This is a genomic window from Pseudobutyrivibrio sp., assembly GCF_015057185.1.
Taxonomy (GTDB): domain Bacteria; phylum Bacillota; class Clostridia; order Lachnospirales; family Lachnospiraceae; genus Pseudobutyrivibrio.
This window is the reverse complement of the sequence record NZ_SVEV01000009.1, coordinates 21,973-37,288: the sequence shown is the minus strand read 5'-3', so window position 1 is coordinate 37,288 and position 15,316 is coordinate 21,973. Positions and strand designations below refer to the sequence as shown.

Annotated in this window: 14 protein-coding genes; 1 reads left to right on the top strand and 13 read right to left on the bottom strand. The window is 39.8% G+C overall.

The features are described 5' to 3' along the window. Positions 1–19: 19 nt before the first annotated feature. The 4 genes from E7276_RS05035 to E7276_RS05020 form a co-directional block, all read right to left on the bottom strand. Entirely contained in the window at positions 20–487 is a 468-nt protein-coding gene (locus E7276_RS05035; RefSeq protein WP_294214527.1) for a prepilin peptidase, read from the bottom strand. Between the two features lie 125 nt (positions 488–612). After that, positions 613–1,089, bottom strand: a complete 477-nt coding sequence (locus E7276_RS05030) for a flagellar export chaperone FliS (RefSeq protein WP_294214525.1) — start codon at positions 1,087–1,089, stop codon at positions 613–615. 128 nt (positions 1,090–1,217) lie between these two features. Then, entirely contained in the window at positions 1,218–2,882 is a 1,665-nt protein-coding gene (locus E7276_RS05025) for a flagellin N-terminal helical domain-containing protein (protein WP_294214523.1), read from the bottom strand. Between the two features lie 120 nt (positions 2,883–3,002). Further along, complete coding sequence (locus tag E7276_RS05020) at positions 3,003–5,915, bottom strand: DUF6240 domain-containing protein (RefSeq protein WP_294214520.1); 2,913 nt, start codon at positions 5,913–5,915, stop codon at positions 3,003–3,005. A gap of 400 nt (positions 5,916–6,315) precedes the next feature. Here E7276_RS05020 and E7276_RS05015 point away from each other — a divergent pair, with 400 nt between their 5' ends. After that, positions 6,316–7,173 (top strand): Rpn family recombination-promoting nuclease/putative transposase, encoded by an 858-nt coding sequence (locus E7276_RS05015; RefSeq protein ID WP_294214518.1) that lies wholly within the window; start codon positions 6,316–6,318, stop codon positions 7,171–7,173. 34 nt (positions 7,174–7,207) lie between these two features. Here E7276_RS05015 and recR read toward each other — a convergent pair whose 3' ends face one another. The 9 genes from recR to atpD form a co-directional block, all read right to left on the bottom strand. Beyond that, positions 7,208–7,807 carry a recombination mediator RecR gene (gene recR, locus E7276_RS05010; RefSeq protein ID WP_294214517.1) on the bottom strand — a complete coding sequence of 200 codons (600 nt, stop codon included), beginning with the start codon at positions 7,805–7,807 and terminating at the stop codon, positions 7,208–7,210. A gap of 4 nt (positions 7,808–7,811) precedes the next feature. Further along, positions 7,812–8,153: a YbaB/EbfC family nucleoid-associated protein gene (locus tag E7276_RS05005; protein ID WP_294214515.1), complete on the bottom strand. Its 342-nt coding sequence runs from the start codon at positions 8,151–8,153 to the stop codon at positions 7,812–7,814. 17 nt (positions 8,154–8,170) lie between these two features. Further along, positions 8,171–9,763 carry a DNA polymerase III subunit gamma/tau gene (gene dnaX, locus E7276_RS05000; protein WP_294214513.1) on the bottom strand — a complete coding sequence of 531 codons (1,593 nt, stop codon included), beginning with the start codon at positions 9,761–9,763 and terminating at the stop codon, positions 8,171–8,173. A 27-nt stretch (positions 9,764–9,790) separates the two neighbouring features. After that, positions 9,791–10,864 (bottom strand): 6-phosphofructokinase, encoded by a 1,074-nt coding sequence (locus E7276_RS04995; RefSeq protein WP_294214510.1) that lies wholly within the window; start codon positions 10,862–10,864, stop codon positions 9,791–9,793. A gap of 57 nt (positions 10,865–10,921) precedes the next feature. Continuing rightward, positions 10,922–12,358: an aminoacyl-histidine dipeptidase gene (locus tag E7276_RS04990; RefSeq protein ID WP_294214507.1), complete on the bottom strand. Its 1,437-nt coding sequence runs from the start codon at positions 12,356–12,358 to the stop codon at positions 10,922–10,924. A gap of 191 nt (positions 12,359–12,549) precedes the next feature. Continuing rightward, positions 12,550–13,053: a GreA/GreB family elongation factor gene (locus tag E7276_RS04985; RefSeq protein ID WP_294214504.1), complete on the bottom strand. Its 504-nt coding sequence runs from the start codon at positions 13,051–13,053 to the stop codon at positions 12,550–12,552. Between the two features lie 167 nt (positions 13,054–13,220). Further along, positions 13,221–13,454: a hypothetical protein gene (locus tag E7276_RS04980; RefSeq protein WP_294214502.1), complete on the bottom strand. Its 234-nt coding sequence runs from the start codon at positions 13,452–13,454 to the stop codon at positions 13,221–13,223. Positions 13,455–13,460: 6 nt separating this feature from the next. Then, on the bottom strand, positions 13,461–13,865 hold the full coding sequence (gene atpC, locus E7276_RS04975) for an ATP synthase F1 subunit epsilon (RefSeq protein WP_294214499.1): 405 nt from the start codon (positions 13,863–13,865) through the stop codon (positions 13,461–13,463). A gap of 10 nt (positions 13,866–13,875) precedes the next feature. Then, the gene (gene atpD, locus E7276_RS04970; RefSeq protein ID WP_294214496.1) at positions 13,876–15,270 is read right to left on the bottom strand and encodes a F0F1 ATP synthase subunit beta; all 1,395 of its coding nucleotides are present in this window, start codon (positions 15,268–15,270) and stop codon (positions 13,876–13,878) included. Positions 15,271–15,316: the final 46 nt, after the last annotated feature.

Here is a 15,316-nt window from a genome sequence, read left to right as displayed (position 1 = left end):
ATACCTCCATCTATTCTCTTTATTTGAACTGCAGTAAAAAAAACGCGAACGTAATATATAGAGAAAAATGAAGCTTTCTTTTAACTATATGTCCTTCCTTTACACAAATATATATGGCTATGATGCCAGCAAGCATCACCGAGTAAATCATGGTGTCCACTACTTCTTTGGCTCCCACCATTGTGGCCATTACAGAAAATAGTTTAACGTCACCAGCTCCCAAACCTCCTATATCAGTCAGCAAAAATAATAAGAGGATCGGCCATATTGCCTTTGCGATAAAGAAGACAACTCCCATCATCTGATGGTTCTGCACATTTAGGAATAACCCTGCGCAATAACCTAAGATAATTAACTCATTTGGAATCTTGTAGTTTCTAGCGTCAAATAAGTTCGCCGTCGTCAGAATACTCCAAACCAGGAACTTGTCCGTCTTTTTCACCTCCGTTTCCACACGATTATAGAATGCGAGATCTGCTATTCCCATAGCGAAAGACGCCATAAAAAAATACAGCACATTGCTGATTATTAAGAGAACATTTTGATTATCATAATAGCTCTGCACAAAAATGGCCCTCGGCATTGCCGAGAGCCATGTGATTATTATTTTATTTATGCCAAAAAGCCTCTATTTACTTGGTTTCCCACCATACTTTCGTTAAGTGATTTCTTACTATAGGTGATTCCAGCAACTACTCGTTGCGTATTTTTCATAATTGGATTTGATTTATCCTCCTTTGCGATTTGTCCAAACGCATCACCTAGACTATCCATTACTTTTTTTGCTTCTTTTAATCCTTCGTCATTAGCCTTATATATGGATTTGCTAACATTTCGCTGAACATAATCGTACAGCGCGTACAGATTCCAACTTACCTTGTATTCAAAGTTCAAATCCTTCTGGAGATGACTGACAACCTCAGCACATTTTTTTAGTGCCTCAACTGCTTCGTCCACGTTCCCAGCTTTAAAATATTCTATGGCGTCCTTCTCATATTCTTCATATATTTCATAAAGAATAGAAATCAATCCACATCCATTGCTTGATGCAATTTTTAAGGTAAAAGCCGAAATCATATCTTTGTTCATATTACTATTACTCCTTATTAGGCTAATTAAAGCTCTCCTGATGCGAAAAATTTCTTTCAGAAGGTTTTTCGTCGAGCTAGCGCTCTCCTGATGCGAAAAATTTCCTTCGGAAAGTTTTTAGCATCATGTTATTGTAAAAGCTGTAATGCCAACTGTGGAAGCTCATTTGCCTGTGCTAATGCTGATACACCAGCTTGTTCCAATACATTTAGCTTAGTATATTCAACCATTGTTGTAGCCATATCTGCATCCTCGATTCGAGAAATAGCAGATGTCATATTTTCTTCTGTTGCATCTAGCGACTTTGTTGTGTGCTCTAGTCGGTTTTCATATGCACCTAACTGAGAACGTACAGATGTAACATAGCTTAGAGCATCTCCCAAGGCATCCATTGCGTCCTCAGGTCCATTTGATCTTGTTACATCCACATCATCGATGTACATAAATTCTGTTGTAACTGCTGCAATTCTAACCTTCATCTGCTGGCCTTCATTTGCACCAACTTGAAGTGTCATTGAGCCGATATCTGTTACGTTAAATGTAACCATACCATCAGAAACCGTGCCATCTGCTAGAGTTGCGCCTTCCATGAAGCCATCATCTGCAAGGAATGACATCTCAAATCCCTGTGTATCTCTTATTGTGATGTGGCGTCCATCGGTTGAATAGGTAGCTTGAGTTCCAAATAGGGATTTTACCTCATTACCATTCTCATCAACCGTATCAGTTTCTGTGTATAATTTCAGCTTTGCATCTGTACCTTGTTTATTAATAGTAGGTAATACATTTCCTGCATCGTCATGGTCTAGCGCTGATTCAGGGAAGCCTAATGCTTTTGCAAATTCAACGCTTGTAAATTCGATTTTTAGATCTGCCTGAGCACCATACTTATAAGAAGAAATTGATAAGCCTTCTTCTGCATTGTAATCTGAAATTATTGCTCCACCTTTTTCACAAGCTGCTCTAAGCTGGCCGTAAACCATTTCTCCTGATGAGCCTTGGGCTAGTGTTATTGGATATCCGTTAATTGTGATTGATCCTGATATACCAAGTCCTGACTGTTCTCCAGTTGTTGTAGTTTCAGTTGTTTCTCCAGAATAATCTCTGGTAACAGTCTCCCATTTTGTCCCGTCAATAAATTTCTTGTAATCGAAATTTCCTGCTGTTAAAGCTGGGGTAGTAACTGTTGTTGTGGTTTCTACCTTTGCATAAGTGTTGTCAAAATTCTCAACGATTTTCTCTCCAGTTGATACTGTTATTGTGCTGGTACTTGCACGAAGAGCTGCCTGGGTAATTCTTAGTTGATAAATACCTGATGGCACCGAGTTTGAAGTAGCAATTCTGGTAACATTGTTTGCATAAGTTCTGCAATCTAATGAACCATCTAACAGGTTGATTGTGTTGAACTCCGTTGTCTGAGCTACTCTGTCTATCTCGCTTAATAGTGAATCGATTTCCTTTTGGATTGACTCACGCTCTGAGTCTGAGTTTGTACCGTTAGCTGCCTGAACTGATAGTTCACGCATTCTTTGAATCATGTCTGTTACTTCATTTAAAGCACCTTCTGCTGTCTGCAGTACGGAAATTCCATCTGAACCATTTGTTGATGCTTGGCCTAAACCATCGATCTGAGCTTGCATTTTGCCCGCAATAGCAATACCAGATGGGTTATCTGATGCGTGGTTAATGCTAAAACCAGAACTTAATTTTTCCATTACATCGGAAAGGGAACTTTCAGTACCAAGAAGTTGATTGTTAGTAATCACCGCTGACATGTTGTTATTAATTCTCATATGTCGCCTCCTAATAGCCGTAAAACAAGTCTAGCATCCATGCGGTGTATTTGAATTGTAAAGGCATCCATGTCCTTACAACATTAATATCGGTTAAGTAAAAAATTTCTAAACCTGAATTTAGAACATTTCTCCGATAAGTTTTATGTATCCTCTGGCAATGCCGTATAAAGCCTCGGTTTGAACCTCGTTATCTTTTGAAGAATTTTCTTTGAAGTTTCCAAGCTGCCAATTATATACATCATTTACGCTTACGCCCACTTCTCTAGTGAACGAAAAGCTAAAATCAAAGCCTGTTTCCTGCTGCATTTTTTCTGCAATCTGCTCTGCCTTTGAAGCAAATTCATCTCGCATTTTTGCCGTTTCACATTCTACATTTGCACTTACGGAGCCTGCTTCATAACGGAATGTGGTTGAAACTGTGCCGGTCTGCTGCAGGTACAATGCCATCTTAATAAGACCTGATTCGCCGTCACCTCTTACGATTCTAAGGTTCATGTTTCCAGCTTCATCAGCAATCATAATTGGAATATGGTAGGTCTCATTATTTCTCGCCATTTCCTCAATAGCCTTTGATTGCTGCACTACAAGCTTCATTTCATCCATTTCGATTGTGCGAACGTCTTCCATTTGAACCATGGTCTTCATGACATTCTCAGCTAGAACGCCAAGAGCTTCCTCAGCATCTGCCATATCCTCAGGGGTATGACATGCATCAGAAAATCTCTGATATGCCAAGTCAATTAAATCTTCAATTTCCATATCCTGCTGCTTTGCAGCTCGACCGTACAAATCCTTAATATAGGAATTATTGTTTTGCATAAGAGCTTCTACCGCTGTAATCATGTTGGCAGAATTAGGAATGTTGAATTCTTCAATTACATTCTCAACCTGTTCATTAAATCTAAATGCATTCTTTATCTGCTCAGTAACATAATTATTGTAGGCAGCCTCAGATGCTTCATCCGCCTGCTCTTCCATAGCTGTTGCGAATTCATCTGGATTCATGTTAAGAATCTTTTCTTCGCCAAAAGTAGCCATCTTTGCAGGAGTCATCGCCTCTTTGGCATCACGACAGCGGTTTGTCAAAAATACTTTTTCAACCTGTTCTGTAATAGAAAGATCCTTGACTACCATTTCATCTAAAGCACCAAATTTGTCATTGATTTCGTATTCTCTTCCTGTGTGCTTACTAGAGCGGACTGCTGTCATAAGATTTCGAAGAGTAACTTCTGTACCCTGACTTATCAACGCTCCTATGGCTGCGCCATCAGACTTATCCACTTGATGTAACAATCTATAAACACCAATATAGGCTTCTCTTTCTTCCTCTGTAATTGCAGAACTCTGCTGTGCTTTCCAAAGGAATTTAGAGAAATTTTCCTCGTCAGAGCTACTTCCTAGCTCTGCTTTAATTTCTTCTGCTTTATTCTTTAAATCCTCCATCTTCATATCAAGAGGATTCTCTCCGCGCTTAATCATCTCAGCCACTACTGCCGGTGTCATGCTCTTAAATGTGCGGCTAACCATTTCTGCTGAGGCCTTCACTGTAGTTACTGACTCTGCAGTAATTTCCATTTGATTGTAGGAAAGTATTCTAACTGCCTTCTGACTTGATTCAGTGGCTTGAATGCCTAAATCATCTAAAATATCATCCACATTTTGGAAGGCTTTTTGCATACTATCGCCAAGGTCAACTCTAACCTCGGTACCAACCGACTCATAGGTCATTTCCATACGTGAGTATTCTGCAGTGACAGAAACACTTACCTCATGAACATATGAAAAAGTCTCTGCGTTAATATTAGAAAATCTTCCAAGCATTGCAGCTGGTGCTTCCTGAATATCTGCAATGTTATTCATCACCTGCTTGAAAAGATTTACATTATTTGTGGTTGCTTCCCCAGTTTCGGCCTTCATGAGAATTTGAAGCAAATTAGTTTCCTGTAGTTTAAGCTTATCAAGTAAATCAGATAAATCATTGGTATTCACGCTGACACCATTTTTCATCATGGTAAATGTGGCTTCAACAGTCATAGTCAGCTGGATCTCTGTTAATTGACGCTGTGCTGTAACAGTAGGAAGAGCATAAGGGTCCATTCCCATTACTTCAGCAAATGTTTTCTTGGCTTGATCCATTAATGAATAGCCTTCGATTAGATATGCATCGGTTGGCTCCTTGCCCTCAGCAACAATATCCGTTATCGCATTTACGATATTATCCTCTGATGGTTTTTCATACTGATCCAACTCAACCATGTACTCAAGATGCTCCTTTGTAACAGGAACATCTTGCTTCATCATGGTTGCCACCATATTTTTCAGTTCTTCTGGTGACATAGGTCTTTGCGCAGACTCGGTTTGTTCACTCTCTATTTCAGCTATAAGTGAATCTAGCTTATCTCCTAGTTTTTCTAATAAATTGATGATTTCCTCATCTGATTCCACCGCCTTTTCTGCTGGCATTGCAGGGGCTGCATATGTGGCATTGTAAATATTAGTAATAGTTGGCTCTAAATCATTTTTTACAAGGTAAGCTTGGGTCTCCACAGGAAGGGTTTGTGTTAAGCCCTTTGACATTTCTACAGCCTGAGATATAGAGCTAGACATTGCCTCTATCTCATCTGTATCAAGACCACCCATTTTGCTAATGTCTTTTCCACCCTTAGCAAGGTTCATCTTTATCTCATCCACTACAGTAACTAAAGTATCAACGTCCATATCCATTGGATTATGACCGTCTTCCCTAGTTTTCGCTGTAGCCTCATCGTCCCAGCCACGCTCTACATTTTTCACTTTGTCAATTGTAGACATGCCAAGAGCTGATGCCTTGTCCACGTCCTTCATGAACTCTTCATCAGTCATCTTTCCCCTATTATCATAAAATGCATTATCTACACTAAGAGCCTTTAGCTCCTTATATTTATTTGCTTTGCTATCATCCTTGATACCGCTGGTTCCAACGCCCATCATCTGGTCGTCTGCACCTTCTGTTTTGATGTAATCCGTTACCTTGAGTCCTTCAATTTGCATACAGTTCCTCCAGGGTATTTTTCGCTTACAACATATATGTCGGACACTTTTCAAAAAAAATAATGCCGAGGATTTCTCCTCGGCACAAATATATAATCATCATTATTCGTTCACTGAACTACCACACTTATAACAAAACTTTTCTCCATATCCAACAACAGATCCACAATTCTTGCATATAAGCTTTTGTTCATATTTTTTTCTTTTGGCAGCGCTTACCCCCCCCAAAAAAAGTCAACAGCTTTATGGATTTTATGTATTTTTCCACATCAATTTTTTACTTGCATCATTAATCATCCTATATTAATATACATATGTTCATTTTTTTCATATTTATCTTTTTATATTTCACCAACGTTTCAAAATTTTTCCCACCAATATTTTTTGAAAGGATAACTTAATGAAAGAATTAAATATAGAAATACCTTTAGAAGGTGAGTTGTTTGTTCCTATGACAAATGATTACCTTTTTAAAATGTTGTTACAAAGGAATAATCTTGTACTTAAAGAATTAGTCCAAGATTTACTTCATATGGAACAAGGTTCCATTGACACAATTACTATTACGAACCCTATTCATTTAGGAGATTCTTTTAATCAGAAATCAATCATTTTAGATATTGAAGCAATCTTAAATGATAATTCTATAGTGAATTTAGAAATGCAGGTTATCAACGAGCATGACTGGCCAGAACGATCTTTGTATTATGCATGTGATGAATATCAAAATTTAAATAAAGGTGATAGTTATCTCAATGTAAAGCCTGTTTATCAGATAGGTATTTTAAATTTCACGCTTTTTGAAGATCATCCACAGTTTTATTCAAAATATCTTATGTCTAATGTAGAAAATCATTTAATATATAGTGACAAATTCCAAATATACGTGTTAGACTTAAAAAAAATAGAATTAGCTACACCCGAAGACAAACAATACCGTTTGGATATGTGGGCTATGATGTTTAGATCTACAAAATGGGAGGAATTACGTATGTTAGCAAAGGATATGCCTATAATAGACGAAGCATCTAAAACTATTTATGAGATAACTGCTGAAAACGAGTCAAGACTTGAGCTACGTGCTCGTCAGGATGCAATTCGCAGAGCTAATGACAGAGAAATTTATGAGCAACGACTCAAAGACTCTATTGCAGAGAAGGAAGAGAAATTAGCTCAAATGGATTCTGAACTTGCTGAGAAAAATGCAAAGATTGCAGAACTAGAAAAACAACTAGAAGAATTAAAATCTTCCAAATAACAATAAAAGCCGAGGATTTCCTCGGCTTCATTTTTTATAATTCTGTTCTGCCATCAAGGGCACGAAGTAATGTGACTTCATCGATATATTCTAAGTTGCCACCGACTGGCACACCTGATGCAATACGGCTGACCTTTATACCTGTAGGCTTGATAAGCTTGCTGATATAAGCTGCGGTAGTCTCCCCCTCGAGAGATGAGTTGGTGGCTACTATGACTTCTTCTACATCATTTTGCTGCAGACGAACCATCAATTCCTTGAGCTTAATATCTCCTGGTCCAATACCTGCCATAGGAGAAATTGCTCCATGAAGCACATGGTAAACGCCCTCATACTTGCAAGTCTTTTCATAAGCTGCTAAATCACGTGTATCCTCTACAACCATGATAACATTCTGATTTCGCTTTGGATTTGAACAAATCGGGCAAAGTTCATCATCCGTCAAGGTATAGCATTGCTTACAATATCTAACGTTTTTCCTTGCTTGAATAATGGCATTTGCAAGGTCATTTACTTTTTCTTCATCCATCCCTAATATATGGAAAGCCAGCCTCTGGGCTGACTTACTTCCAATGCTAGGCAAATCACTTAGCTCTGCTATTAAATTGCTAATTTCTTTGCTGTAGTATTCCATTTAATTAAAATCCTAATCCTCCAGGCATCTTTGGCATAGATGCTGCTGTAATCTCATCGATTTTGTGAAGAGCTTCATTTGTAGCAGCCATAACAAGGTCCTCAAGCATCTCTACGTCCTCTGGATCAACAGCTTCTGGATCAATATGTACCTTTGTGATTTCCTTTGCTCCTGTGCAAGTAACCTCAACAACACCGCCACCTGCTGTACCAGTAACTTCTGTTTCCTCTAATTTTGCCTGAGCTTCTTCCATCTGGCGCTGCATACGCTGTGCCTGCTTCATAAGGTTAGCCATGTTTGCTCCACCCATTGCTCCACCTGGAAATCCGCCTCTACCTTTTCCCATTTTTAAATCCTCTCTTTCTATACTGGGTCTGACTCGACCTCTACTCCTACACTAGCGAAATAATCTCTCACATCAGTCATTGTATTTTGTGAGCCTACTCCGCTTGAATTGATTTCTACTTTTACATTTACAGTTTTTTGAATCATCTGCTCAATGACCTGCTGAACCTCTTCTATAACCTCTGGTCTAGCTGCCAAATCACCGTACATTCTGCCTGAACCCTCTGGCTGGTCATAAACCAATACCAAGTCTCCAGCTTCGTTAACTGTAACTGTATTTACCTCTTTGAGACAAATCTTTATATTTGCTGGAACCTTTCCAAGAACAGAGCTCCATTGCTGGGAAATCTGTTTAACCTCTTCAGGTACAGCTGCTGGAAGTGGCTCCTTTTTTATAGGAGCTGCACTGGGTGCTGGTCCTGCATTTGCTGCTGCAGGTGCCATGATTACAGGAACTCCAGCCTCAACCTTTTTTTCAAGATTTGCAATTCTATTGTTAAGAGCAGATATATCCTGCTCCATTTCTGGCTTGCATAATTTAATAAGAGCTATTTCAATAAGCACTCTTTTTTGACTAGCGAATTTGATGTCGTTTGACAATGCTGACAGAACCTGAATGTATCGCATCAAAATCTCTGTGTCAATCATCTGAGCTTCTTCTTTTAAAAGAGCAAGATTGTCAGAAGACATTTCTACTGCATCTTCCATGTTGTCTGCGCTCTTAATAAGCATCAGATTTCTAAGATACCATGTAAAATCATTTACAAACTGGTTCATATCACGTCCCTGATTAATAACATCCTCAAGAACTGATACGCAGTCCATAACCTGACCGCCTACTACGCTACGAGTCAGTCTAGAGAAAACTTCGTTATCTGTGGCGCCAAGTACTTTTAGTACATTGTCATAGGTAAGCTTTTGTCCAATGTAAAATGCTATACACTGGTCAAGAAGACTCAATGCATCACGCATTGAACCATCAGCTGCCTTTGCAATGTAGCGAATAGCCTTTTCTTCTACTTCGATGTTTTCTTTATCCATTAATTCCTGAAGTCGACCAGCTATTGTGTCAATGGAAATACGATGGAAATCATATCGCTGACATCTACTTCTGATAGTAATCTGGATTCTATCAACCTCAGTTGTTGCTAGAATAAAAATAACATATGAAGGTGGCTCCTCTAGTGTCTTCAGCAATGCATTTTCAGCTGCATCTGTAAGCATATGAGCCTCATCAATGATATAGACCTTGTATTTACCCTGAGTAGGTCCATAGGAAACTTCTTCTTTAATTTTACGGATGTCCTCTACACCATTGTTTGATGCAGCATCCATCTCAATTACATTCATCGAGGTACCGTCTGTTATGGATTTGCACATGGCACATTCCATACATGGGCATCCATCTATTGGATTCTCGCAATTAACTGCTCTGGCAAGAATCTTGGCAACAGTAGTCTTTCCTGTACCTCTAGTTCCTGTAAAAAGGTATGCATGTCCTATACGGTCATTTTTCACTTGGTTTTTTAATGTTGTTACGATATGGTCCTGACCCTTAACATCATCAAAGACTTGTGGTCTGAACTTTCTATACAATGCCATATAGGACATACTAGTTTACCTACCTAATTCTAATAATTAATCACCGAAACTAATTCCGATTCGTTTTGCCTCTTCAATCATCTGGCAATCTGGCTCAACCATTTTTAGCTTTCCAGCTACCTTTTCAAGTGGTACACGCTTTGTTTTGCCATCTACCATAGCAATCATATTGCCATAGTCGCCATCCATAATAGCTGCAGCGGCTGCTGAGCCAAGGCGTGTACAAAGAACTCTATCATAAGGATCTGGGCTACCGCCTCGCTGCATGTGACCAGGTACAGTAACTCGAACCTCAATACCTGTTTCCTTTTGAATTCTGTCTGCAATTTCATATGAAACTGATGGGTATTTAGAAGTCTCTAATTTTTTCTTGTAATCCTTCTTTGAAAGCTTTGCATCTTCTTTTGAGATAGCACCCTCAGCAACTGCAAGAATAGTAAAGCCCTTGCCTTCCTCAGCACGCTTATTAATTGCTTTTACTACCTTTTTGATATCATATGGTATCTCTGGAAGCAAAATAATATCAGCTCCTGAAGCAACTCCCGCATACAAGGTCAGCCAACCAACCTTGTGTCCCATAACCTCAACGATAAATACGCGGCTGTGAGATGAAGCAGTAGTATGGATGCAATCTATTGTATTACATGCAATATCGATGGCACTTTGGAATCCAAATGTGAAATCAGTGCCAAAGATATCATTATCAATGGTCTTTGGAAGATGGATTATGTTAAGACCTTCTTCACGAAGCAAATTAGCTGTCTTTTGAGTACCGTTACCACCTAAGATAACAAGGCACTGTAAATTGAGCTTGTAGTAATTTGACTTCATAGCCTCTACCTTATCAAGTCCATTTTCATCTGGCTCGCGCATGAGCTTGAATGGCTGACGGCTAGAGCCCAAAATAGTACCGCCTCGTGTAAGAATACCGGAAAAATCTGAGCTGGTAAGGAGCCTGTAGTCCCCATAGATAAGGCCCTTATAGCCATTAAAGAATCCGTATACTTCCAGATCCTTTACATTTGCAGCCAAACCCTTTACAACACCACGCATAGCAGCGTTCAAAGCTTGGCAGTCACCACCACTAGTAAGCATTCCGATTCTAAACATAGTCTCTTCTCCTTCCTCGTGCAAAACCCTTCAATTAATTATTTACTTTCTTTATGGTTATTTACTTTCTTGAATAACCCTTCTTACGTAATTGTATATTCTCTCTGTAGAAGCAATTGATAAACGCTCCTTTGGAGTATGAATATCGTACATCTCTGGTCCGATTGAAACGCCATCAAGACCTGGAAGTTTTGATGCTAAAAGTCCGCACTCTACTCCAGCGTGAATTGTTTCAACGATTGCCTCTTTTCCAGTCATGTCCTTGTAGATTTTTACAAGCTCATCTCTGAAGGCTGACTCTCTAACATATTCCCATGCTGGATATTCACCGTGTACAGAAATCTCGCAACCGAATGCCTTACCAACCATAGAAACCTTTCTCATAAGTGCTGTCTTAGCGCTATCAACTGAGCTTCTAAGTGAGCATGAGAACTGAAGTCCATCCTCAAGTAAATTAAGGATTCCTAAGTTCAATGAAGTCTCTACTAAGCCTTCTATGTCGTGGCTCATTGTCTGAATACCATTTGGCATGCAGTTAATAAGCTCAATAACTCTTCTTGAATCTGAAGCATTAACACCATCAACAACTACGTTACCCTCGTTAACGATATCAATTTTCATCTCAGGGTCAGTAATTGCATATTCATTGATGATAGCCTTTGCCTCTGTCTCCATTGCTGAAATAGCATCAGCTGCTGCAACAACCTTTGCAACTGTAGCACGTGGGATAGCGTTATCCTTTGTTCCACCAACATAATCAACAAGACAAATCTCGCCTGCCTCAACACCTGCGCAAAGAATTCTGTTTGCAATGTGTGTAGCATTTGCTCTACCCTTGTTGATTTCTGCTCCAGAATGTCCACCTGTACAATCCTTAACATTAACTGTAACAAGTGCACCCTTAAGCTCAGTTTTGTTAAATGGATATTTAACATCCATGCGACATCCGCCTGCACAGCCTGCTAAGAAATGTCCTTCTTCTTCTGAGTCAAGGTTGAGAAGCTTGCGGCCCTTAAGCATAGAAACATCAATGCCTGCTGCACCTTCCATTCCTACTTCCTCAGAAACAGTGATAATAACCTCAAGACGTGGATGCTTGAGCTCCTCGTCCTCTAAAATAGCAAGAGCCATAGCAACTGCGATACCATCATCACCACCAAGTGTAGTGCCCTTTGCAGTAACAAATCCATCTACGATTTCAAGGTCAAGACCTTCTTCAAGCATGTTCTTTGTGCAATCTGGATCCTGCTCTGCAACCATGTCCATGTGGCCCTGAAGGATAATAGGAGCTACATTCTCCTTGCCCTCAGATGCTTCCTTGATCATGATGACATTGTATAAATCATCCTGGTAATACTCTAAGTTATGTGCCTTTGCAAAATCTACAAGATAAGCACTAATCTTTTCTTCATGATAACTTGGGTGAGGAATTGAACATATTTCCTCGAAATAATGAAATACTCTCTCTGGCTTTAAACCACTTAAAACTGCCATTTAAATTACTCTCCTAACTATATTTCTCATAAATACCAACAAGCTTTTGACTAAGTCATCCACTAGCTGGAATTTTCTCATAAAAATCTACAATAACTATACCATTTATTGAGTGTAAATTCTATTCGTATGTAATAGAAAAAAGCTGTCGTATACAGGCAGCTTTTGGTAGATTCGTGTCAGACCAATATTTAATATTCTTTAATGGCGTCATCTTCGTCGGTAGTTGACTTGTCTATCAATCTAATTTCCACTTCGTAGGAATAATCATCGTTTACTTTGACCATGACTCTGTCACCAACATGTTTGCCACGTATTGCGGAACCAAGCGGCGATTCGATGGAAATTAACCCTTTAAGTGAGTTTCCCCTGATACTTGTAACAAGCTTGTATGTTTCCTCACAATCATCCTCTGGAATATAGATAGTAACTGTGTTGTTAATACCTACCTCATCTTCTGCACTGCTATCATCTATTACATCAGCAAATTTGAGCATTTTCTCTAGGTATCTGATACGGCTATCATTCATGTTCTTAGCACGTTTTGCTTCGTGATACTCAAAATTCTCTGATAAATCTCCCTGCGCTCTGGTCTCCTTAACCTCTTCAAGAAGCTTTGGTCTAAGTACAAGCTTACGCTCATCAATTTCTGCCTGTATTTTATCTACATCACTTTGTGTAAGTCTTTCGCCCATTGCATTTCCTCCAAACTAAATAATAGTCTCTGACTTCCCAGCTTTAGCGAAGTCAGATTATATTATATCACATTAAACATTTTAGAGATTATGCAAGCCAGATTTAGTATTTCTTAAGTTTCTATAAAAAATGGCGCCGCAAAATGCGACGCCAAAAATATTATTTTTTATTCACTTGGTTTTTTGCCTGCGCCATGACGCTGCTGATAGACCATAGCCAGCATATCCTGCTGGTACTTATCGTCATTACTTAGGACCTTGAGCTTATCTTTAATTTCTGTTTTACGAGCACGACAGGTCTCAAGCTCTTTAAGTAACTGAGCTTCTTCATCCTCAAAGGTTTTTAATTGTCTTTTGAGGTCTTCGATATCTCTTTTTGTATCAGCATCTATCATGGTCATGCCTCCTTATTTAGCAAGAATATCTTGTCTAACTAAAGCTTTCTTAAGAGCTATTTCTGCTCTGAGAACATCAATTCCTTCGTCCTTTTTCTCAAGGCGTTCTCTAGCTCTATCTTCTGCGCTGCGGGCACGATTTAAATCAATCTCATCTGGCCACTCAGCAATCTCCGCTAATATTGTAACCTTATCAGGTAAAACCTCAGCAAGTCCCGCATGAACTGCAGCCTTTTTCTCAGATTCTGCCTCGTGGATTGTGCAAATACCCGGCGCAATAACAGTTGTCAAAGGAATGTGCTTTGGAAACACACCTATCTGTCCTTCGACTGTATTAAATTCAACCATTGTAGCCTCTCCTTCATAAAAGGTCCGCTCAGGCGTTATGATTGAAACTTTAAAGGTGTTATCTGCCATTTGCCACCTCCTACTTTGCGTTCATCTTGGCACGAACCTCGTCGATTGTACCTGCATTAAGGAAGTAGCTCTCTGGAATGTCATCATGCTTTCCTTCGAGGATTTCCTTGAAGCCACGTACTGTCTCAGCGATTGGCACATACTTTCCTTCGAGACCAGTAAACTGACCAGCTACGAAGAATGGCTGTGACAAGAATCTCTGAATCTTACGAGCACGGTTAACAACAAGCTTATCTTCTTCTGAAAGCTCATCCATACCAAGGATGGCGATAATATCTTGTAATTCCTTATATTTCTGAAGAATCTCCTGTACACCACGTGCAACCTGGAAATGCTCCTGACCAACGATACGTGGGTCAAGGATACGAGATGTAGAACCAAGTGGATCTACAGCTGGATAAATACCAAGCTCAGCGATAGAACGCTCAAGAACTGTAGTAGCATCCAAGTGTGCGAAGGTTGTAGCTGGAGCTGGGTCAGTTAAATCGTCGGCAGGCACGTAAACAGCCTGTACTGATGTAATTGATCCGTTCTTTGTAGATGTGATACGCTCCTGGAGAGCACCCATCTCTGTCTGAAGTGTTGGCTGATAACCAACGGCTGAAGGCATACGACCAAGAAGGGCTGAAACCTCTGAACCAGCCTGAGTAAAACGGAAGATGTTATCGATGAAAAGAAGTACATCCTTTCCACCTTTATCTCTGAAGTACTCAGCCATTGTAAGTCCAGTAAGACCAACTCTCATTCTAGCTCCTGGTGGCTCGTTCATCTGACCGAAAACCATGCAGGTCTTGTCGATAACGCCTGACTCCTTCATTTCGTAGTAAAGGTCATTACCTTCACGTGTACGCTCACCTACACCTGTGAATACTGAATATCCGCCGTGCTCAGTAGCGATGTTGTGGATAAGCTCCTGGATAAGTACGGTTTTACCTACACCGGCACCACCGAACAAACCGATTTTTCCACCTTTTTGATATGGGCAAAGAAGGTCAACGACCTTAATACCTGTCTCAAGCATTTCAGTTGATGTTGCCTGCTCCTCAAACGTTGGTGCTTTTCTATGGATTGGCATCTTCTCAACACCTTCAGGTGCTGGCTGCTCATCAATAGCTTCACCAAGTACGTTGAAAATACGTCCTAATGTTGCCTCACCAACAGGAACTGAAATTGGAGCTCCTGTAGCTAAAACATCCATTCCACGTACTAAACCGTCTGTAGGACCCATGGCAATACAACGAACTGTATCGTCACCCAAATGCTGTGCTACCTCAACAACCAGTCTCTCACCACCCGCTCTTGTGATTTCAAGAGCGTCGTTGATTTCTGGAAGCTCGCCTTCTGGGAACTTTACGTCAAGTACGGCACCGATAATCTGAGTGATTTTACCAATATTATTTGCCATTTGTTCACTCCTTTATTTTATTTGCGGGTTGCACATCCATCTTAAG